Below are 20,628 nucleotides of genomic sequence, written 5' to 3' on the forward strand. Positions count from 1 at the left end.
AAAAGCGCGAAACGTTTCGCGTTCTTGCTTAACAGTTTTTACGCCTAGCTAGCTGCTGACAGATTTAAAATTAATTCCATCCTTAGATAAGCGACCGATCATTGCCCAATGCTTGGTAAGCTTACCGAGACTGCGCCCTTGTAGTAGTCAAATCGCTCAACTTTTCTACAGTCAGAAATAGGGACGTAATAGAAAGGTAATAATTTAACAAAACAACTTAAGTAATCATACAGGTTTTAAACTGTGAAAATTTTGGTAACTATAAATAAATTTTGTTATTAGACGCACGGGAGTTCTACTTTCATGTTTTTGTTATTCTTAACCAAGGTTGAGAATAAATTTTTCACATACTTAGAATAGTTGGTTATATATCAATTTAACTTGGGAGTATTATTCATGAATAATATAACATCAAAGTTTACTCATGTTGTCAAGGTAAACACTTTCAAAGCGTACAACATAGGCAAGCAAAAATATGATTGTCCAGTTTGTAAATACTATGGTCCTTTTCGGGATATAAATCCTCCTACAGGCTTTAGGAAAAATGTGTTTTGTCCAAACTGTTATTCAGCAGAAAGGCATAGATTACAAAAATTAGTTTTAGATAAATTAATTGAAAGTAATGATTTTCCCCACAAAAAAATGCTACATTTTGCGCCTGAGCCTTTCTTTCAAGACCTGTTTAGGAATACATTTAAGGAGTATGTAACTGTCGATTTATACATGGAAAACGTAGATGTCAAAGCAGATATCATTAATCTTCCCTTTCAAGATGAAGAATTTGACTTTATATTTGCGTCTCACGTGTTAGAGCATATTCAAGATGATTTCACTGCTTTATCAGAAATAAAAAGAGTAATTAAACCAACAGGTATTGCAGTGCTGCCTGTCCCTATTCTTAGTAATGAAACTATCGAATATCCTGAGCCAAATCCTTTTGAAGCAGATCATGTAAGAGCGCCAGGATTTGATTATTACGAGCGTTATATTAACTACTTTCAACATATAGAAAAGTATTCGTCTAAGGATTTTTCAGAGAAATATCAACCATTTATTTATGAAGATAGAACCACTTGGCCAACTAAAGAATGTCCTTTACGTCAACCAATGGTTGGAGAGAAACATCTTGAAATAGTACCCGTATGTTATGCCTAAGACTAGGCATTTGCAGCTTGACTATTGTTACAATTTCGCTAGTCTAAGTTATTAACAAAGGAAATACGCTCACAATGTTCGAGGTTTTCTTTTAAGCCTTTTGCGGCACAGCTTTGAGTGTCTTTTTACGATCGAATGTCAGGCTGTCATCTACATAATCAACGTAAATGGTATCGCCTTCAACAAAGGTATTTTCTAGCAACTTAGTTGCCAAGGGGTTTTCAATTTGCTTTTGAATAGCACGTTTGAGCGGACGAGCGCCGTATGTAGGGTCGTATCCTACATCAACAATGAAATCTTGCGCCGCAGAAGATAATTCTAAATTGATCTTTTGATCGGCTAACAAATTCATCACGCGCTTGATTTGGATACTAATGATTTGCCGTAGTTCGCTGCGCTTGAGAGTATGGAAGAGGATAATATCGTCAACGCGATTGAGAAACTCTGGGCGGAAATGCGATCGCAATGCGTCTAATACTTTAGTCTGCATCTTGTCATACTTGCGATCGTCCCCTGCTACATCAAGGATATGCTCGCTACCAATGTTACTTGTCATAACGATGATAGTATTGCGAAAATCTACAGTTCTACCTTGAGAATCTGTAATTCGCCCGTCATCTAAAACTTGCAAAAGGATATTAAATACATCTGGGTGAGCTTTTTCAACTTCATCTAACAGTACAACCGAATATGGACGGCGGCGCACAGCTTCCGATAATTGCCCACCTTCTTCAAAGCCTACATATCCTGGGGGCGCTCCTACCAATCGCGATACCGAGTGCTTTTCCATGTACTCAGACATATCCAAACGCACGATCGCGTCATCCGCATCAAATAAAAACTGTGCCAAAGCGCGGGCTAACTCAGTTTTGCCTACTCCTGTAGGTCCCATAAAGAGAAACGAACCAATCGGACGACCGGGATCTTTCATCCCCGCGCGGGCGCGACGAATAGCAGCAGAAACAGCCTCTACAGCCTCAGATTGCCCGATTACTCTTTGATGTAGGTGGCTTTCTAATTGGAGTAATTTTTGCCGTTCTGATTCTAGCAGGCGATTTACAGGTATTCCCGTCCATTTGGCGACAATTTCGGCAATATCCGCTTCCGTTACTTGTTCGCGCAGTAATGTCGAACCTTGGTTTTGGATTTCTATTAGCTTAGTTTCTTTGGCTTCTCGCTCTCGCTGCAATCCTTCCAATTGTCCGTATTTCAATTGAGCAGCTTTATTTAAGTCATAGGCGCGTTCTGCTTGCTCTATCTGTACGCGCAAATCATCTTCTTGTTTCTTTAATTCGCTAATTGCCTCAAGTAACTGTTTTTCACCTTGCCATTGACTGTTAAATTCTTGCTGTTTTTCAGTTAAGTTAGAGATTTCTTGCTGGATTCGGGCTAATCTCTCTTTGGTAATTGCGGCTTTTTGGTCTTCGCCTGCTATGGATAGTTTTTCCATTTCTAGCTGCATCAACCGCCTGTCGATCGCTTCTAACTCAGATGGCTTAGAAGTAATTTCCATCTTTAATTGGGCGGCGGCTTCGTCTACCAAGTCAATTGCTTTATCTGGCAAAAAGCGATCGCTAATATATCGACTAGATAAGGTAGCCGCAGCAACTAAAGCAGAATCGGTAATTTTGACGCTGTGATGTACTTCGTAGCGCTGTTTTAAGCCGCGCAAAATCGAAATAGTGGTTTCGACAGTAGGCTGATCGACAAGTACCTGCTGGAAGCGCCGTTCTAAGGCTGCATCCTTTTCAATGTACTTGCGGTATTCATCTAAAGTAGTTGCCCCAATACAGCGCAATTCTCCCCGCGCTAGCATGGGTTTGAGCAAGTTTCCCGCATCCATGTTGCCTTGGGTTGCGCCTGCGCCTACTACGGTATGCAATTCGTCAATAAATAGCACGATTTGCCCGTTAGATCCGGTAACTTCCTTTAATACCGATCGCAGTCTATCTTCAAATTCTCCTCGGTATTTTGCCCCAGCTATCAAGCTACCCATATCGAGGGAAATTAACTGGCGGTTTTTTAAAGATTCGGGTACGTCGCCGTTGATAATTCTTTGCGCTAAACCTTCGGCGATCGCAGTTTTGCCTACTCCTGGTTCGCCAATCAAGACGGGGTTATTTTTGCTGCGCCGCGATAATACTTGAATTACTCGTCTAACTTCGTCATCTCTACCAATTACAGGGTCGAGTTTGCCCAATTTTGCTTGTTCGGTAAGATCGCGCCCGAATTTTTCTAAGGCTTGATAACGCGATTCTGGTGCTTGATCGGTAACTTTTTGGCTGCCTCGCACCGATTGAATTGCTGCTTCAAGTTTGGGAGTATCAATGTTAAGAGTTTTGTATAAGCGGCGACCGAGGCGTTCGTCTTGGGCAAATGCTAGTAGTAAGTGTTCGACGGAGATGAACTCATCTTCCATTTTGGCTCTAGCTGCCTCTGCGCGGTCGAGCATGGTGTCTAAACTGCGCCCTAAGTATAATTGTTCGCTTTTGCCTATTCTGGGCTGGCGTTGGGTAAAAGCTTCGATTTGTTGGCTGAAGCGGCTAGTGTCGATGCCTGCTTTGTTTAAAATGCGATCGCCTAGTTCGGTTGGTTCTAATAAGGCAAGCATGACGTGTTCTACGTCTAGTTGCTGTTGGAGGTAGTTACGCGCTATGTCCTGAGATTTGACGATTGCTTCCCAGGCTTTGTCTGTAAACTTGTTAGGGTCGGTAGGCTGCATTTTGAGAGGTGTTTGGGGCGGATTTATGTTTGCTTAAGAAGTGCCTTTACTTTCACAGTTTAATCTTTATTTAGATTTAACGAACCGCAGAGACACGGAGAACGCAGAGCGAAGGGTGGGAAGATGAAGCAGGGGAGGAGAGATGTTTTAGGTTTGGTGGAGGTATTAAACTAGGTTTAGTGCTAGTTTCTGTTGAATTTACGGTCTTTGACATCTAACCTTACGGTGAATAAATTTTCATGCTACTGTCACTTTTAATTGAAAATTTTGCTTTGATCGACCAGCTAGATTTGGAGTTTGGCACTGGGTTAAATGTGCTGACTGGCGAAACTGGTGCTGGGAAATCAATTATTTTGGATGCGATTGATGCGGCTTTGGGGGGTAAGGTTTCTAGTCGCGCGATTCGTACTGGCACAAATCGGGCAATGGTTGAAGCTACTTTTAAGCTCAATCGCTCTTTGGCGGCTTGGTTAGCCGAACAGGAAATCGATTTGCTTGATGATGAGTCGATTGTCTGCTGTCGGGAAATGACTGTTGGTGGTGGTAGTCTCCGCAGTCGTTCGCGGATAAATGGGGTATTGGTAAATCGTCAGGTGATGGCGGGATTGCGCGATCGCTTGGTGGAAATTACGGCGCAAGGTCAAACTGTGCAGGTAGGACAGTCGGCGCAGGTGCGGGAATGGCTCGATCTTTATGGCGGTGATGACCATTTTAAGGAGCGGGGATTGGTGGCGAGTGTGTTTGCCGATTATCAGGTGGCAAAGGCTAATTTGGAAAGGCGGAGACAGTCAGATCGGCAAAGGTTGCAGCAGTTGGATTTGCTGAAGTATCAAGTGCAAGAATTAGGTGCGGCAAATTTAAGCGAACCAGATGAGTTTGAGCAGTTGGAGCAAGAACGCCAGCGTCTTAGTCATGTGGTGGAGTTGCAGCAGTTGAGCTATCAGGTGTATCAGGCTCTATATCAAAATGATAACGATGCTCCTGCTAGTGCGGATTTGTTAGGTCAGGCGGAGTCGGTTTTAACTGATATGGTGCAATACGATTCGCAGTTGCAACCGATGTTGGATTTGGTGAGCGAGGCTTTGGCTGCGGTGGTAGAAGCAGGTAGGCAAATTAATGTCTATGGTGATGGTTTGGAGGCAGATCCGCAGCGTTTGGCAGAGGTAGAAGAACGTATTCGAGAACTCAAACAAATTTGTCGTAAGTATGGTCCTACTCTAGCAGAAGCGATCGCCTACTACGATCGCGTCCAAGCGGAACTTGCAGAATTAGATGGCGGCGAACAATCAGTAGAAGCTTTGGAACAGCAAGAAAGAGTCTGCGAAAATAAGCTGATGCAAGCAGCAGCGAGATTAACTAAGTTGCGTCAAGCTACAGCAGCGCTGATGGAGGCGCGGTTAATAGCAGAATTGAAGCCTTTGGCGATGGAGAAGGTGCAATTTCAAGTGAATATTGAACCGAGTGCGCCTTCAGCTACAGGTTGCGATCGCATTACTTTTCTATTTAGTCCCAATCCTGGCGAACCTTTGCAACCGCTAAGTGCGATCGCTTCAGGTGGGGAGATGAGCCGCTTTTTATTGGCACTGAAGGCTTGTTTTTCTCAAGCAGATCCGGCGGGTACTTTGGTATTTGATGAAATCGACGTTGGGGTTTCGGGTAAGGTAGCGCAGGCGATCGCCTTAAAGTTACATCAATTAAGCGATCGCCAACAAGTATTGTGCGTAACTCACCAGCCTCTAGTTGCTGCTATGGCAGATCGTCATTTCCGCGTCGATAAGTTAGTTGTCGATACAACTTCTGCTCCTGATGTGCGGACTGTAGTACGGGTGAAGTCTTTAGATAATGTTTCTACTCGCCGCGAAGAATTGGCTTCCTTGGCTGGCGGACATTCGGCGACAGATGCGATCGCTTTTGCTGACTCTTTACTAACTCAAGCTGCTAATCGCAGACAACAAAAGGGGCGCAAGGCATTACACCCGCACTAAAAACTTTTGATTAATCAAATAAGTCTCCGTAAAATTGCAATCTGCCATAACCGAGAAATTGACTGGCTGTTTTCTCTCCTGGAGGAAATCCTCTTAACCCAAACAGATAAACGCCTGAAGTTCTCGGATTTTGCACCGGACGCAAACCTATTGTGATGATTTTGCCTGGTGCAACTGGTGGATCGAATACCACTGAGATTGTTCTTGTTTCTTTATCTCTAGTTACTGCGCCTAAAGGTATTTTTTCTCCCCTATTTTGGCGCGTACCTTCAAAAGCACGAGTGTCTTCTAAGTCGAAGCGAATCCGATCTACTCCCTCGCTCTGGTCGATTGTAACTTTTTGCAATGGTTCGTCTGCCTGTGCTGGGAGAGAGATTGTAAAGTAGTAGGTTGCATTCCAGACGTTTACATCTTTGTATGATGTCGTTGCAGCTACTAAACGCGGCGGCTGGACAAAAGATACTGTGCCATCTCTTAATTTTGCTGCTTGCGCTAATTGTGGGGTAATTCCACCGACTACTGCGATCGCGGCAAATGTTGTAACTAATTTACTGACGGGCATTGTAAATATTTTTAATTAAAACTTAATTTTCGAGCAGTTGTAATTAGTAATTGTTGCTACTAAAGTTTATTTTAACAATTCCTATCAAGCTCTGCGGTTTACAAAACTTACTTTTATCTAGCTGATTACTTTAAAAGATATTTCGCAGTTGTTAATAACTAAATTAGTTAAGCTAAAAATATAGAATACATCAGAGGAAATTATATGACTGCTGTTTCTAGCCTTCAATCTAAGCGACCGATCTGGCAAACAATTCTCATGCTCACTTTAGGTTTGTGGCTTGGCGGCAGCTTGCTTTTAGACTGGGTAGTTATGCCTAGTTTATATGTATCGGGAATGATGACTCAAGCTGGTTTTACAACAGCAGGATACGTAATTTTTTGGAATTTTAATCGCCTTGAGTTAGTGGCTGCGGCTATAGTGCTGACAAGCGTACTAACTTTAAATCAAACAGCATTTGTTACTAATAACTGGCGGCGTGGCGCGGTTATCTTATCATCACTATTGCTAGCTGTAGCGCTAGTTAATACTTATTTGCTCACGCCGCAAATGTGCGCCATTGGCGCACAGCTAAATTTATTTGAATCAGTAAGAGAAATTCCCACAACAATGAATCAACTGCACGTTGCTTACTGGTTTATGGAAGCATTCAAGCTAGTTGTAGGAAGTACATTACTAGGCTGGAGCTATAAACAGTGACCAGTGACCAGTGACCAGTGACCAGTTGAAGAATATACTCTATTACTGTTTGAACTTCTACTTTCCCTGCTCGAAAAGCGGGGTTTTTAATTGGGTGGTAGTTCAGATTCGTCGTCTCTTAGCCATAGCAAGCGTACTGCTAAGATAGCAAAGCCGATCGCGGCGATCGCTTTGACTAATTTTACTGGCAATAATTCAGCAATCCATTCCCCAGCTAATACGCCTATTAAAGTTGTTAGCAATAGTGCTGCGGCTGTACCAAAGAACACGGCGCGGGGAGAATTTGAACGTCCGCTAAGAGCGATCGCTGCTAGCTGGCTTTTGTCGCCTAATTCCGATAAAAATACAGTAATAAAACTCAGTCCTAGCAAATGCCAGTCCATTTTCTTGCCTCCTAAGCTGCAATGATGTCTAATAGCAGCATTCCCGATATAAATAGCAAACTCACACCTGCGGCTATTTCTACGGTTTTGGGAGCAAGTCTGCTAGCAATCCAGCGTCCTAAAATTACGCCCAATAAGCTTGTAGTTATCAACGCTGTTGCTGCACCTAAAAATACTACCCCTGGCGCTTGCGATTCTGCACTCATGAGCAGCGTTGACAGTTGAGTTTTATCGCCCAATTCTGCCAAAAATATCGTGATGAATGTGGAACTAAAGACTGCACCAGTAGACGATGACTTGTTCGTTGCGGTTTGCGGACGGGCATCTTTAGGCTTGTCTGGAGCGATCGCTACATCAAAGTTTTCTGAGGGAGATTTAAAAGTTGATGCAACAAGGCTTAAAGGTGCAGAATAAATTTTCACAAGGCAGCAGGGTTAGGTTTTCATATTCTTTTCATTTTCTCGGTTTTCGTAATAAAAATCAACTGTCTTATACAAATTTTGACACTTTATTAAGCAAAAGCACCTGGTAGTGTTTGAGAAAACCAGCTACTTTCGTTGTACTGCTGGTGGAAATTACCCCCAATTTTCAACAGTTAAAGCCCAGCGTTCGTGGTCGCGCCATTCGCCATTGATTTTGAGGTATCTTTGCGAAAAGCCCTCTTTTGTAAAACCTAACCGTTTGACCAAATTGATTGATGGCTTATTTTCAGGTTGAATATTGGCTTCAACTCGATGTAGACCGAGCGTATAAAAGGCGCGCTCGATAGCCAAACGAATACCCTCTGACATCAATCCCTGACCAGCAAAATCTACATCAATGTAATACCCCAGATAAGCATTTTGAAATGCTCGGTAGAAAATTTGCCTGAGGTTTACTACACCGATAATTTTGTTTTGGCTGGCGTGACAAATCAGTAGCCCTTCAAAGTCTTCATTTTGGCAACGAGTAATGTAAGCTTTGCATTCCTGTTCGTTTAGTGGTGGACAAACCCAGGGAAAGTGAAACTCTTCGCTTCTTTGATGAAGTAATAGCAATTCTTGCCAATCATCATCAGTTGGTTTTCTGATAAAAACGCGCAGTGACGCAGAATTTCCTAACTGTGTAGTTGCCATAAAACATCAATTTAGCTATAGACACTAGACTTTACTCAGCGTCTATCTATTTTCAACCAGTCAAAAACTTGCTCAGCGCTCAGCGTCAGATCGATACCTGCGATCGCTATAAGCTGGCGATCGCCTCTACATACTTCGGGTTCCTGATGAGGAGCGAATATTATAATCGAGCGATCGTCTGGGTCGAGCATCCAACCTAGTTTACAACCATGTCGCAGACAGTGCAGGATATTATCAATTACTCGATTTGCTTGTTGTTCGGGTGAAAGAATTTCGATAGTCCAATCGGGAGCTTGAGTAAAGTTATCTTCCGGTTCTCCTGCTTGGTTAATTTGAATGCGATTCCAAGCAATAACTGCAACATCAGGGACAATAGAGCGCCCGCCGAACGTGCATCGCAGTTCGGGTAGTGCTGTATATTGATTACTGCTGTTGTCGATCGCATTGAGCAATCGTTTTTGTAAAAAAGAGTGTCGAGTCTTAGGCATGGGTTTTTGTAAGGCAACCCCGTCTACATACTCCCATGCGGGGGATTCTTCTAGATATGGAAGTTTAAGGAAGTCTTCAAGAGCGAGGGTTTGAGTAGGAGAAGCTGGCATAGTTTCAGTACAGAAGATTGCTCTTAATTCCAGTATATGGGCAGTAAAAAAAGATAAGCACCAAATAACTGCTTACAATTCAGGACGCGCTAAGGGACTGATACCTACAGCCCGTTCAAACCGTAACATTTCTAAAGATAAGTTGCCGTAAACTCCGGTGATTTGTTCTTGGCAACATTCAATCGCAAAATCGTTTAGTTCTTCTGGTTCTATCCCGTACATATCTTGAAATATCTCCGACTCTACCCGACAAAAACGGGGTCTATCGGCATATATACGGCATTCACGATTGAGGCGATCGTAATTGATACACCAGCCATCCTCGCCTACCATACTCATGTAAACTTCTAATTCTTCTGGTAATAAATACTCATCTAAATCTGGGCGATCGCTAGGGGTAAGATTGCAGCAGGCTCCACATTGCTTTACACATTGCCAAGTTGCCATAGTTTAATATTTGTGATGAATGTTTGCGCTTTTTGAGCTTAACTATATTTGGTTAAGAACAGCCAGTATGAGAAAATATGCTTAAATGTTTGCGCTCTTTTGTAGATTTATTAACTTACTTAAATTAAGCGATCGCTCTTTGGGGTAAGATAAAATGCGGATTTGCCAGCGCAGTCAGATAATTGCTTGGGTTAACTCGGAGGAAAAATGGAATCTTTATTTGATGGTTTAAGTAGCATTAACTGGTTAGTAATTGCTCAATTAATCTCGGTAGGGCTAATTATGATTGCTGGTCCAGTAGTAATTTTTATACTCGCTTTTCGTAACGGCAACCTTTAAGAGTCAAAATTTTTAGAGTGGGGAGATAGTATATCTCCCTATTTTGCTGCGTTCAAAGCACTAAGAGCCGCTTGCACCAAGGGATAAAAGTCTGGATGAGATAGATCGACTACAGAAGCATCGTCGCGTCTAGTACCCAGCAAACCTGTAGATTGTCCCGATTGAATAGCTAAAACTTTGCCTTCAGGATTTTTGATTCTAAGTTCTAGCAACGCGCTGGTAGGAAAGAAGCCACAAGAGTATTGCCGTTGTTTGTAAGCAAATTTGGCGCTTGAGGGTGCAGTAGGCGAAAATAGTAACTGCGATTGAGTCGGAAGTCTGAAGCCCAACAGTTCAAGTTCTACTGTAGTATTGCCGTTCCAGCTATTTTCCCGCAATTTATAGGCAATATCAACTCTAGCAGGCAAAGGATAGTAATCGCGCCACCGCCAAGCGATCGCTTTAATCTTCGTTACGCCATCTGGAGATAGGGTAACTTTGACGTGATATTTACCGACAATCTGTTGATCGACTATTTGGACGTTTGGTGTCCAAAATACCGGATCGGGGTTGTCGATACCGCAAGGATGCAGGGCGTTAAGTTGTTGGTAAAGTTGGAGATCGATGCGATCTAAGCTAACTTGAGTATCGATTTTTAGTAACGGTTTGAGGTGTTCTGGCTGCAAGCATTGGTTAGCAAAAGTAGCTAAACGCGATCGCAATGCGTCTAAGTTGCTAGCCAAAAGTGAAAAACCGCCTGCTGCTTTGTGTCCGCCAAATTTGCCTAACAAGTCTTTGGCAAATTCTAAAGCTGCAAATACATGAAATTCAGGAATTCCCCGCGCCGAACCGCGAATGTGTTGTTCGTCTTCATAAGTACCAATAAATACGGGTACGCCGTAGCGTTCTAGCAAGCGAGAAGCGACAATCCCAATTACGCCGTGATGCCAATTTGGTTGAACGATGACTAAAACGCGGTCTTGGGGTAGAGATGTTTTATATAATGTTTCGACAACAGCGATCGCTTCTTGTTCGATTTGCTGACATAATTGCTGGCGTTGTTGGTTGATTTGTTCGCATTGCATCGCCCGTTCTAAGGCAATTCCAGGGTCATCTGTAGTTAGTAGTTCGATGACTATTTGGGGGTCGGCGATGCGTCCTACAGCGTTGATTCTGGGACCGAGACGAAAGCCAATATCATCTGGTTTGAGAGTTTTTTCCTTTTTATCTCCACTTACGCCAGCTACTTGAATTAATGCTTGTACCCCAGCTAATTGAGACTTAGGTAATTGATTCAACCCGCGTTTTACCCAACGACGGTTTACTCCAGTAAGCGGCGCAAGATCGGCAATTGTACCAAGGGTAAATAGTTCCAGTAGCGGCTTAACTAAGCCTTGAAGTTTACCTAGTTTTTGTGCTAAGGAAATAGCCAGAATATAAGCAACGCCAACACCCGCAACACCGCGATAAGGCGAAGATTCAGCGATTAATTTGGGGTTGAGAATAGCATTAGCAGGTGGTAGTTGTTGGGGAATATCGTGGTGATCGGTGACAATGATATTTAGACCTAGTTCTCTAGCTCTGGCGATCGCCTCATAAGCTGATATACCGTTATCTACAGTAATAATTAGCTCAAAACCTTCGCTTTTGAATTCTTCTACTATGCGTTTGTTAATGCCGTATCCTTCATGCATCCGGCTGGGAATAGCATAATCTACTTGTGCGCCTAACCAGCGCAAACTTCTTAGCAATAAAGCTGTGCTAGTCATTCCGTCAGCATCGTAATCGCCACAAATAGCAATTTTCTGGTTGGTGGCGATCGCCTGAACCAACAACTCTACACTCAAACTTAGGTCAGGAAATTCATCTATAGGCGAAGGTAAAACTGGCGATTCTGGCTCTAAAAAGGCTTGGAATGCTTCTAGAGTATCTACACCCCGATTGATCAGTAATTGGCTAACTATCGGCGATATATGACTAGATTGAGCAAGTTCTAGCACCCGTTCTGCTTCTGGGTAAATTTGCCAGCGCTGATTGGGAAATCTGGAGGAACGATCTGATTGCTTTTCCGGTGTAGGGCGTAGCACGAGTTACGACAGAAGAACAGGGCGATCGTATTGTATCCTTGCTAGTTGTTAAAACTTTGGTAATAGTCTGATTTTCTTAGCCAGCTTTCTATAAAGAAAGGTTAAGGAGATTAATTTCCCCTTAACCCTTTAGCGATTTAAGTTAAATGCCTACCAACCTGATTACATTTTGGCTTGCTCCAGACCTTCTTTAACCCTTGTCCCGTATTCTGCATCGCATTGCATTAAGTGTCCTACCATGCGCTCTTGAATATCTGGGTTACAGGTTTTGAGTGCTGTAACTAAGTTCAAAATCAAGTCGTCGCGCTCCGAGTCTTGAAACGTCCGATAGCGCTCTCCAGCTTGCTTGTAGTCGTTAGTACGGCTAATTTTCTGCCGCACTACTGGACCTTGAACGTAAGGAGTACGATCCTTACCAGCTTTGGGCGCTTCCTTAAGTCCGCCCATGCTGCTTGGTTCGTAGTTGACGTGGGGGTTCTCGCCTGCTTCAACTCCATCTACGTGATAAGCCATTTGACCATCGCGGAGATTGGTTGCTACCTGCGCTTTTGCTCGGTTAATGGGCAATTGTAGGTAGTTTGTCCCTACTCGGTAGCGTTGAGTATCAGAGTATGAGAAAGTCCGACCTTGCAATAGTTTGTCGTCAGAAAAGTCTAACCCATCAACTAATACGCCTGCACCGAATGCTGCTTGTTCGACTTCTGCAAAGTAGTTAGTAGGATTTTTATCTAACACCATGCGTCCGATTGGCAATAAGGGGAATTGCTCTGGCGACCAAATTTTGGTGGGATCTAATGGATCGAAGTCAAGTTCGGGATGCTCGTCATCTGACATGATTTGCACGCAGAATTCCCATTCTGGATAATCGCCTCTTTCAATGGCTTCGTACAAATCTTGCGTAGCATGGTTGAAGTTCTTCGCCTGAACTTCCTCAGCTTGAGCAAGCGTTAAGTTTTTGACTCCTGCTTTTGGAACCCAGAAATACTTAACTATATGTCCTACTCCATCGGCGTTCACCATTTTGTAGGTGTTTACGCCCGAACCTTCCATCTGTCTGTAGTTAGCAGGGATTCCCCAAGGACTAAATAGCCAGGTAATCATGTGCATTGCTTCCGGTATATGACTGATGAAGTCAAATATCCGGTTAACATCTTGGCGGTTTGTGACTGGATCTGGCTTAAAGGCGTGTACGAGATCGGGGAATTTGATTGGATCTCTGATAAAGAAGATTTTGAGGTTATTGCCAACTAAATCCCAGTTGCCATCTTCAGTGTAAAACTTAGTAGCAAATCCACGCGGATCGCGCAATGTCTCAGGAGAATGTCCGCCGTGAATTACGCTAGAAAAACGGACAAATACTGGTGTAATTTTGCCTTTTTCTTGGAAAAGTTTGGCGCGGGTGTATTTGCTTGCAGGTTCGTTGCCGATTGTCCCATAAGCTTCAAAATATCCGTGTGCGCCTGCACCTCTAGCGTGAACTACTCGCTCTGGAATACGTTCGCGGTCGAAGTGGGTAATTTTTTCTAAGAAATTGTAGTTTTCCAAGACTGTAGGACCGCGATCGCCTACTGTTCTTGTATTCTGATTGTCGGAGATGGGATGACCCTGACGGTTTGTCAGCGTTTGGTCTTGATTTCCTGAATTCTGCTGTTGCTCGTCTGTCATATATAACCTAAGTCTGCTCTTAATTGGGCAGTTCTGCTTTGAGCGATAACAAGTTCAGTTTGCTCTAAACCAAACTCATTATGATTTCGACATATCTACATCGTAGTCGTTACGACTAGCATTTCCCCACTAATTTGCAGCGAAAAATACAGTTTTTTGTCAGGTTATGTGATATTGCGATCGCTAATACAATCGGCAGCAATCAAGTAGCTAATTGTCAAAATACTTAAGCAAAACATTTTGAATTTGTGCTGCTACGGCTACTTCACTTAGACTTGCATCTATGCGCTCGATTCTCTGAGGATTAGCTGCGGCTAACTGCGTATAACCTGCTTGTACTCTTTGATGAAATGCTAAGTTTGCTTGCTCGATGCGATCGCTTGCACCTCTGCTTTTTATTCTCAGCAAACTAATTTCTACATCAACGTCTAACCATAGAGTTAGATCGCTTTCTAGTCCGCCTGTAGCCAATAAGTTAAGTTGGTCAATTATCTTGCGCTCTAAACCCCGTCCGTAGCCTTGATAAGCAATAGTAGAATCAGTGTAGCGATCGCATAAAATTATCGCGTTGTCTGCTAAATTAGGCTTTAGCACCTGGGCAACGTGTTGAGCGCGATCGGCTGCATATAATAACAATTCTGCTAGTTCGCTGATGGGATGCTCTGTTGTTTTGGCTAGCAGTATTTGACGCAACTCTAGTCCTAAATGAGTATCGCCTGGTTCGCGGGTAACAACGACTTTGGCTTGAGGAAAGGTAGTTTGCAACCACTGGTGCGATCGCACTATTTGGGTTGTTTTCCCGCAGCCTTCTACTCCTTCAAACACAATTAATTTGCCAGTCATCTTAGAACTATCGCTTTAACTTGAATAATTTTATGTCATCTCCAGACGATTAAGACTAATAGTGTTATTTACTACTTCTTTACAAAACTAATAAGTGATATCACTGGAACTTTTTGTTACTTATTTTATGATGGAAGTAATAGATAGATTTGAGGTAAATAGTAACAATGGCGCGTTACACTGGTTCTTTTACTTTAGCAGTGACAAATAATCCTAATCTGCGCCAAGCAATTATTGAAGTGCTAAAAGCCTGTGGTTTAGAGCTAATCTACGATCGCCGAGAATATATTATGGCGCGGGAGGCTCCCGGAAAAGTTGCTTTGTCTAAATTGGTAGCAGTAGAAGTATTAATCGATACAATTCGCTCTACGCAAGCAGAAATGCGGATGAGTATGGTAGTAAAAAATGAAGAATTACCGCTGCAATTTGACAATCACTGTCATCAAATATTCGAGCAGGTAAATCAGGCGATCGCAGATAATCAAAAGTGGCAGCTTATAGAAAGCATAGCGAGTTAATTTACTCGTCAAAATCAGGCATCATATTCGGACCTATAAGCGTAACATCATACTCATCAGTAGGTGCTGAAGGCATAGTATCGCGGCTGAGTAAGTAATATATAGCGCGGACTTGGGGACCAAAAATAATTTCATCTTGATTCCGTAGATCGTGCGCGAGAATTTTGCGCCCGTTAATGAGCATACCGTTGGCGCTAGGCTTGCCTTTAGAATCGCCATCAACAATGCGATAGTAAGAACTACCATCTTCTCTAGGAAGTTGAACGAGCGTCGCATGACGGCGCGAGACAAACTGCGAGAATAACCGAATGTCACAGCGGGTATCTCTGCCAATAGAATAAACAGAACCGTCAAGTAGAAATTGCTTGCGTCCCTGATCGTCCTCAATAATTAGTAAATGCCTCTGATTGTTTTGGGAAGCCATTGAAGAACGGATAAGTAACTAAATGGGGGCATTGCAGACTGATAGTTTTCACCAGATTGCATTGCTAATGAGCGAACTACAGTATTTATTTTATCTTGACTTAGTTTAACCTCAATTGAGCAAAAAAATAGCAGTCATAATGAGGAGAATAGTTTTGAGCTAGTAAGTTTTAAGTTATCGCTCTCCTTACTAACGCAAAACTATTTAAATCGGCGTAGTAACAGAGAGTTGGTAACTACACTTACTGAACTAAATGCCATCAATGCACCAGCAGCAGCAGGACTAAGGACAAAATCAAGACTGGGTAATAGTACGCCAGCAGCAATCGGAATCCCTAATGTATTGTAAGCAAATGCCCAAAATAAGTTTTGACGAATTTTTTGGAAAGTTGCTTTACTAAGCTCAATTGCTGCGACAACATCAGTGAGGCGATCGCGCATTAAGACAATTTGCGCTGCTTCCATTGCGACATCTGTGCCTGCTTTGAGGGCAATCCCTACATCAGCCTGGGAAAGAGCAGGTGCGTCATTAATCCCATCTCCTACCATTGCTACGCGCTGCTGCTGCGCTTGTAATTGTTGGATGGCGGCGGCTTTACCTGCGGGGCGAATATCAGCAATAATATCTTCGTCGCTGATGCCTAACTGGGCTGCTACAGCCTTGGCTGCTGTTAATTTATCTCCAGTTAGTAACATTACTTTCAAGCCTAGCCCTGCTCTTAAGCTTTCTACTACTTGACTGGCATCTGCTCTTAAGGTATCGCTAGCAGCAATCAAGCCGATTAAGCAATCGCCTGTGGCGACAAAAACTACTGTTTTTCCGGTGGCTGCCAATGTTTGCGCTTGCAAGGATGCAGTATCGCTAATATTAACTGCATTTTGGCTCAACCACTGAGCGTTACCCACTAAAACTGTAACTCCATCTTTTAGTTGCGCCGATACTCCTAACCCTGGTTCGGTGTAAAAATCCTTGGCTGCGGGGATTGATAAGTTCTGTTTTTGCGCTGCTTGAACAATTGCTGCTGCTAAGGGGTGAGAAGTACCGCTTTCTACGGCTGCGGCTATTTGGAGGAGATCGCTAGGCAATACATCATCTGCTACCAAAATACAATCTGTAACTGTCGGATGCCCGCTTGTGAGAGTGCCAGTTTTATCAAAAACTACTGTATCTAACTGGTGTACCCTTTCTAAAACATCGCCACCTTTAATTAGCAATCCCTGTTCTGCGCCTACTCCTGTACCGACTAAAATTGCTGTAGGCGTAGCTAATCCCATCGCGCAAGGACAAGCAACTACCATTACTGATATTGCTAACTTCAAACTTAACAGCAAAGGTGAAGGTGCAAGAATTTGAGCGTTGGCTAAGTGTTGGGTATGGAGTGAAGCGTGTTCGCTCATTGCTGGATGAGCGATAGTTAACACATCAGTCCAAATATGAGTGCCAATAAAATACCAAAATAAAAACGTCAGCAAAGCTGCTGCTAAAACCCCGTATGTAAAGTATCCAGCTACGGTATCTGCTAGTTTTTGGACTGGAGCTTTGCGAGTTTGGGCAGCTTCTACTAAGTCAACAATCTGAGCTAATGTAGTGTCGCTACCAGTACGAGTTGCCCGCAAAGCGATCGCACCTGACTTGTTTAACGTACCTGCAGTAACTACATCGCCGCTTTGCTTTACTTGCGGCATTGCTTCCCCTGTCAGCATCGATTCATCTACTGTAGTTTGCCCTGCTACGACTTCACCATCAACGGGGATCTTTTCACCTGGTAATACTTGCAACCATTCGCCTACGCGCACGCGATCGGCAGGTATTTCGACGCTCGATTGGCGATCGCTAACTGCAAATTCTCCTTGAGGTTGAGCGATCAACCTTGCTACTTGTGGCTGCAATGCTAATAAGCGTTTGAAGGCTGCTGCTGCTTTACCTCTTGCTTGTTGTTCTAGAGTTCTCCCTAGTAAGATAAAACCCAACAGCATTACAGGTTCGTCAAAAAAGCATTCCCAGCCCAATTGCGGAAATAATAGCGCTACTACACTGGTTGTATAAGCTGTTAGCGTTCCCAATGCTACTAAAGTATTCATATTGGGGGCGTTGCGTTTTAAGCCGCGCCAGCCGTCTAGTATAATCTCTCGCCCTGGTAGAAGCAATGTGATGGTTGCAAGTCCCCAATGCAGCCAGATATTTTTGAGCAGAGCAAATCCTAGTAAACTTTCTGGCAGATGCCCCAAGCTCGATAATATTAGCAATACCGCAGATGTAATTATTTGTCTGCGTGCCGATCGCATTTCGCGTTGCTGCTTTTGCTGCGGATCTTCTAGAGCTAAGGTAGATTCCTCTTCTAAATGCGGTACTTGAGCAAATCGAGGCTTTGTGGGATATCCAGCGTTAGTTAATTTTGCGGCTATTTCTAAGGGATCTGTATCCGCTTGACACTCTACTACTGCTACTTCTGTAACTAAGTTAACGCAAGCTGCGATCGCTCCTGGTTGCTGTAATATAAGTCTTTCTACTGTTTTTACACACCCTCCGCACTTCATACTACCTACGTCTAAAGTAATCTTCTTCGTCGCCAAAGTTGAATTAGACGCAGTTAACGGTACGGTTTTAGGAACGAGTTGCATATTATTCTAGAGACGTAGCACTGCTACGTCTATCAAGGGGACAGAACATACAGAGAGGTAACACTACTACGTCTAGCAGGGGGCGCAATAAAAAAATACTCGCCTACGCAAGTATTTTTTTAAGTGTTATTTCAATTATCTAAGAAATATTTAGTAATGACACTAGGAAATCAGCCAAAAACCATTCTTTTGCCAATATTGCTTCTTAAGAGTTATTTCCAGTTCTTCTTGAGTAAGCATTTTTCTTTCTAGCAATAGCTCGCCTAGTTTCTTATTTTTTGTATCTTGTTCTACCAAAACTTGGTTTAGCTGCTCTGGTGATATGTATCCTTGCTCGATCAAGATTTCACCTAAGCGAACTTTTTGCTCTGTCAATGCTCGGTTTAGCTTATCTGGGGAAACTAATTTCTTTTCAACTAAAACCTCTCCTAGCTTTTTGCCACTACGGTCTTGATCCACTAGCGCTTCTTGCAGCTCGGATGAAGAAATCAATCCTTTACGAAGTAACATTCTACCTAGCATAGGTTTTTGAAGTTGTTTTAAGATTTTTGTGTTCATGAACCGCCCCATAACAGCATACAACTGGTTATTCGGAAAACTTTAGTATTTCTGCAAGATTTACATAAATATCTCATTAAGACAACCCCAAAGTTAAATATCTATATAACTTTTTATTTATATTTAACTATTCAACATTAGCTATTTTAGTTATTATTTATACTTAGGTTGCTGTTGATATTTCGGCTTCAATCAGGTATTAAACAACACAAGTTGCCCAAGCACATCTACAAAAAGACAGAAGCAAATTGTGCTATTTACAATTTTATTGTGTTTCAGATTACTCATCAAGTAGAACTACTACCCAAGATAAATAAACTAATCAGCGTGCCGCTATTCCAGAGGCTATGAAGGAGCATAGGAGCTAAAAGATTGCGCGATCGCGTGTAAACTACTCCTAAAACTACCCCCAGTACAGCCAAAGGCAAAATCTCCGAAAGACTCAAGTGAGCGACAGCAAAGAGCAAAGAACTAAGTAAAATAGCTTGCCAGACGGAGAAATAGCGAGTTAGAGAAGGTAACAAAAAGCCACGAAACAAAAATTCCTCAAACAAAGGAGCAGCGATCGCTGCTGTAAAGAAAAATATAGCTAGAGCAATTCGATCTTGCCCTTCTAAAACTAAGGAAAGTAAGGGGTTGCTACCTCCTTGTCCTTGCCAAATGCGCTGGTTAATTAACGACACAATGACAACTAAAGGTAAAGCCGCACAGTATCCGCCTATACCCCATAAAAACCAGCTTCCCCGCAACTTGAAGCGAAACCAACCTGTAGGTAAAGGGAGAAATTGCCTAATTGAAAAATATAGAACTGTTACAGCCCCAGCAGCTAAAAATAGATAAGTTGCCAAAGTAGATAGTGCTTGCACTCTAGCAGTGGTAACTTCAGGCTTAGGAATCAAGGCAAATAGTAGCGGGACAACAAATTGCCCCATCAGGAAAAAGCCGACGATAAATACTTGCCAAACAGTTTCCCAATCCCAAGGAGTTGACCATCTTAGTTCGCCATTTTGGGATATTAAAGCTTCTTTACCTTTAGTCAAACGCCCGAAAATTAAATAAATTAACAAAGCCAAACCAGTCAAACCAGCGATCGCTGGAATAGTGCTAATAATAGCTAACTTAAATAAAGCTTCCTGTGCTTGCTCTTGCTCTGCAGCTTGCAGCGTCTGTAGGGCATCAGGGCGCTGCTGAATTTGATATAGTTGGGCAAAGGCACGCCCCTGAAACCAACCGTCTAAATTGGCTTGAATCAGCCTTTCAGCATCAGGAAAGACTTTGGGTGGATTGCTCCACAGCCCGATTAAGACATTAGCAGTATCAGTTAGCGATGATGGCGGTGAGTTCTCAACGGTATTTTGCCAAGTAGTCAAAGCTACCTCTGGCTTTTGTTGTTGGGCTTGCAGAATACCTAAGCGCAAATCTAATTCGCCAATTAACTTTTCGATTTGATTTAGGGATTTTTGCAGTTGTTTTTGTTGTCCCCGACGAGAATTGTTAGTAATCGGGGCAATTTGTTCTTGAGGTTTGGGCGGTGCTGGAGTAGTGCTAGGTTGCTGCGCCAACAAAGAGAGTTGATTTTTAGCTTTGGCTAAATTTTTTTGGGCTGACTCTCGCGCTTCTTGATACTGCTTTGTTGCTGCGGCTAGAGGTTCTTCGCCTACCAAAGTTTTGCTTGCTTTGGTAAGGTTTGCGTCGTTCTTATCGCCCTGCAACTGCCCCGCGCGTAGTAAAAGGTTAGTTTGGGATAGTTCTAGGCGACTATTGATTTGGGGTTGCTGCCAACTTGCCCACAGTGAAGTACCAGTAAAGAAAATTACTACCAACGTCAGCAAACTTAAAATTACGCGCTTAATCGTCATGAATACTCGTTAGAAAATGCGATCGCCACAAGTTGCATTATGACATTTTCGGGGAATGGACAGAACGA

18 protein-coding genes and 1 pseudogene are annotated in these 20,628 nt (G+C 42.9%); 5 read left to right on the top strand and 14 right to left on the bottom strand.

The window, feature by feature from the left end; all coding sequences use genetic code 11:
- Positions 1-396 precede the first annotated feature (396 nt).
- Positions 397-1,155, top strand: a complete 759-nt coding sequence (locus UH38_RS04275) for a class I SAM-dependent methyltransferase (protein WP_045053394.1) — start codon at positions 397-399, stop codon at positions 1,153-1,155.
- A gap of 91 nt (positions 1,156-1,246) precedes the next feature.
- Here the strand turns inward: UH38_RS04275 and clpB are convergent, their stop codons facing one another.
- On the bottom strand, positions 1,247-3,877 hold the full coding sequence (clpB, locus tag UH38_RS04280) for an ATP-dependent chaperone ClpB (protein ID WP_045053395.1): 2,631 nt from the start codon (positions 3,875-3,877) through the stop codon (positions 1,247-1,249).
- A gap of 239 nt (positions 3,878-4,116) precedes the next feature.
- Here clpB and recN point away from each other — a divergent pair, with 239 nt between their 5' ends.
- Positions 4,117-5,862, top strand: coding sequence for a DNA repair protein RecN (gene recN / locus UH38_RS04285; protein WP_045053396.1), 1,746 nt, complete (start codon positions 4,117-4,119; stop codon positions 5,860-5,862).
- A gap of 10 nt (positions 5,863-5,872) precedes the next feature.
- Here recN and UH38_RS04290 read toward each other — a convergent pair whose 3' ends face one another.
- A complete protein-coding gene (locus tag UH38_RS04290) occupies positions 5,873-6,424 on the bottom strand; it encodes a DUF2808 domain-containing protein (RefSeq protein WP_045053397.1) in 552 nt (183 codons plus the stop codon).
- A 204-nt stretch (positions 6,425-6,628) separates the two neighbouring features.
- On the opposite strand from UH38_RS04290, the gene UH38_RS04295 reads away from it, so the two are divergent.
- On the top strand, positions 6,629-7,123 hold the full coding sequence (locus tag UH38_RS04295; RefSeq protein ID WP_045053398.1) for a DUF4149 domain-containing protein: 495 nt from the start codon (positions 6,629-6,631) through the stop codon (positions 7,121-7,123).
- A gap of 86 nt (positions 7,124-7,209) precedes the next feature.
- Here UH38_RS04295 and UH38_RS04300 read toward each other — a convergent pair whose 3' ends face one another.
- From UH38_RS04300 to UH38_RS04320, 5 genes are all read right to left on the bottom strand, one after another.
- On the bottom strand, positions 7,210-7,506 hold the full coding sequence (locus UH38_RS04300) for a TMEM165/GDT1 family protein (protein WP_045053399.1): 297 nt from the start codon (positions 7,504-7,506) through the stop codon (positions 7,210-7,212).
- A gap of 11 nt (positions 7,507-7,517) precedes the next feature.
- Positions 7,518-7,928, bottom strand: coding sequence for a TMEM165/GDT1 family protein (locus UH38_RS04305; protein ID WP_045053400.1), 411 nt, complete (start codon positions 7,926-7,928; stop codon positions 7,518-7,520).
- Positions 7,929-8,081: 153 nt separating this feature from the next.
- Positions 8,082-8,621 (bottom strand): GNAT family N-acetyltransferase, encoded by a 540-nt coding sequence (locus tag UH38_RS04310; RefSeq protein ID WP_045053401.1) that lies wholly within the window; start codon positions 8,619-8,621, stop codon positions 8,082-8,084.
- Positions 8,622-8,656: 35 nt separating this feature from the next.
- On the bottom strand, positions 8,657-9,220 hold the full coding sequence (locus UH38_RS04315; RefSeq protein ID WP_045053402.1) for a Uma2 family endonuclease: 564 nt from the start codon (positions 9,218-9,220) through the stop codon (positions 8,657-8,659).
- Between the two features lie 72 nt (positions 9,221-9,292).
- The gene (locus UH38_RS04320; protein ID WP_045053403.1) at positions 9,293-9,667 is read right to left on the bottom strand and encodes a YkgJ family cysteine cluster protein; all 375 of its coding nucleotides are present in this window, start codon (positions 9,665-9,667) and stop codon (positions 9,293-9,295) included.
- A 207-nt stretch (positions 9,668-9,874) separates the two neighbouring features.
- Here UH38_RS04320 and psb30 point away from each other — a divergent pair, with 207 nt between their 5' ends.
- Positions 9,875-10,006 (top strand): photosystem II reaction center protein Ycf12/Psb30, encoded by a 132-nt coding sequence (psb30, locus tag UH38_RS04325; RefSeq protein ID WP_045053404.1) that lies wholly within the window; start codon positions 9,875-9,877, stop codon positions 10,004-10,006.
- A 38-nt stretch (positions 10,007-10,044) separates the two neighbouring features.
- Here the strand turns inward: psb30 and recJ are convergent, their stop codons facing one another.
- The 3 genes and pseudogenes from recJ to tmk form a co-directional block, all read right to left on the bottom strand.
- On the bottom strand, positions 10,045-12,072 hold the full coding sequence (gene recJ / locus UH38_RS04330) for a single-stranded-DNA-specific exonuclease RecJ (protein WP_045053405.1): 2,028 nt from the start codon (positions 12,070-12,072) through the stop codon (positions 10,045-10,047).
- Between the two features lie 174 nt (positions 12,073-12,246).
- Positions 12,247-13,737 (bottom strand): annotated as a pseudogene (locus UH38_RS04335) (catalase); the annotation flags it as partial.
- 210 nt (positions 13,738-13,947) lie between these two features.
- Positions 13,948-14,580, bottom strand: a complete 633-nt coding sequence (tmk, locus tag UH38_RS04340; RefSeq protein ID WP_045053407.1) for a dTMP kinase — start codon at positions 14,578-14,580, stop codon at positions 13,948-13,950.
- A 167-nt stretch (positions 14,581-14,747) separates the two neighbouring features.
- Between tmk and UH38_RS04345 the strand changes: the two genes are divergently transcribed.
- On the top strand, positions 14,748-15,098 hold the full coding sequence (locus UH38_RS04345) for a hypothetical protein (RefSeq protein WP_045053408.1): 351 nt from the start codon (positions 14,748-14,750) through the stop codon (positions 15,096-15,098).
- 1 nt (position 15,099) lies between these two features.
- Here UH38_RS04345 and UH38_RS04350 read toward each other — a convergent pair whose 3' ends face one another.
- The 4 genes from UH38_RS04350 to UH38_RS04365 all read right to left on the bottom strand — a co-directional run bounded on the left by UH38_RS04350 (position 15,100) and on the right by UH38_RS04365 (position 20,560).
- On the bottom strand, positions 15,100-15,522 hold the full coding sequence (locus UH38_RS04350) for an FHA domain-containing protein (RefSeq protein WP_052672252.1): 423 nt from the start codon (positions 15,520-15,522) through the stop codon (positions 15,100-15,102).
- A 200-nt stretch (positions 15,523-15,722) separates the two neighbouring features.
- Entirely contained in the window at positions 15,723-18,143 is a 2,421-nt protein-coding gene (locus UH38_RS04355; RefSeq protein WP_045053410.1) for a heavy metal translocating P-type ATPase, read from the bottom strand.
- A gap of 162 nt (positions 18,144-18,305) precedes the next feature.
- A complete protein-coding gene (locus UH38_RS04360; protein WP_045053411.1) occupies positions 18,306-18,701 on the bottom strand; it encodes a hypothetical protein in 396 nt (131 codons plus the stop codon).
- Positions 18,702-18,988: 287 nt separating this feature from the next.
- On the bottom strand, positions 18,989-20,560 hold the full coding sequence (locus tag UH38_RS04365) for a CPBP family glutamic-type intramembrane protease (protein WP_045053412.1): 1,572 nt from the start codon (positions 20,558-20,560) through the stop codon (positions 18,989-18,991).
- Between the last annotated feature and the right edge of the window lie 68 nt (positions 20,561-20,628).

The organism is Aliterella atlantica CENA595 (assembly GCF_000952155.1).
Lineage (GTDB): Bacteria > Cyanobacteriota > Cyanobacteriia > Cyanobacteriales > Chroococcidiopsidaceae > Aliterella > Aliterella atlantica.

Excerpts from the sequence above, each read along its gene's own strand:
- UH38_RS04275 (WP_045053394.1), top strand. The coding sequence starts at position 397 with ATGAATAATATAACATCAAAGTTTACTCATGTTGTCAAGGTAAACACT.
- clpB (WP_045053395.1), bottom strand. The coding sequence starts at position 3,877 with ATGCAGCCTACCGACCCTAACAAGTTTACAGACAAAGCCTGGGAAGCA.
- recN (WP_045053396.1), top strand. The coding sequence starts at position 4,117 with ATGCTACTGTCACTTTTAATTGAAAATTTTGCTTTGATCGACCAGCTA.
- UH38_RS04290 (WP_045053397.1), bottom strand. The coding sequence starts at position 6,424 with ATGCCCGTCAGTAAATTAGTTACAACATTTGCCGCGATCGCAGTAGTC.
- UH38_RS04295 (WP_045053398.1), top strand. The coding sequence starts at position 6,629 with ATGACTGCTGTTTCTAGCCTTCAATCTAAGCGACCGATCTGGCAAACA.
- UH38_RS04300 (WP_045053399.1), bottom strand. The coding sequence starts at position 7,506 with ATGGACTGGCATTTGCTAGGACTGAGTTTTATTACTGTATTTTTATCG.
- UH38_RS04310 (WP_045053401.1), bottom strand. The coding sequence starts at position 8,621 with ATGGCAACTACACAGTTAGGAAATTCTGCGTCACTGCGCGTTTTTATC.
- UH38_RS04315 (WP_045053402.1), bottom strand. The coding sequence starts at position 9,220 with ATGCCAGCTTCTCCTACTCAAACCCTCGCTCTTGAAGACTTCCTTAAA.
- UH38_RS04320 (WP_045053403.1), bottom strand. The coding sequence starts at position 9,667 with ATGGCAACTTGGCAATGTGTAAAGCAATGTGGAGCCTGCTGCAATCTT.
- psb30 (WP_045053404.1), top strand. The coding sequence starts at position 9,875 with ATGGAATCTTTATTTGATGGTTTAAGTAGCATTAACTGGTTAGTAATT.
- tmk (WP_045053407.1), bottom strand. The coding sequence starts at position 14,580 with ATGACTGGCAAATTAATTGTGTTTGAAGGAGTAGAAGGCTGCGGGAAA.
- UH38_RS04345 (WP_045053408.1), top strand. The coding sequence starts at position 14,748 with ATGGCGCGTTACACTGGTTCTTTTACTTTAGCAGTGACAAATAATCCT.
- UH38_RS04350 (WP_052672252.1), bottom strand. The coding sequence starts at position 15,522 with ATGGCTTCCCAAAACAATCAGAGGCATTTACTAATTATTGAGGACGAT.
- UH38_RS04355 (WP_045053410.1), bottom strand. The coding sequence starts at position 18,143 with ATGCAACTCGTTCCTAAAACCGTACCGTTAACTGCGTCTAATTCAACT.
- UH38_RS04360 (WP_045053411.1), bottom strand. The coding sequence starts at position 18,701 with ATGAACACAAAAATCTTAAAACAACTTCAAAAACCTATGCTAGGTAGA.
- UH38_RS04365 (WP_045053412.1), bottom strand. The coding sequence starts at position 20,560 with ATGACGATTAAGCGCGTAATTTTAAGTTTGCTGACGTTGGTAGTAATT.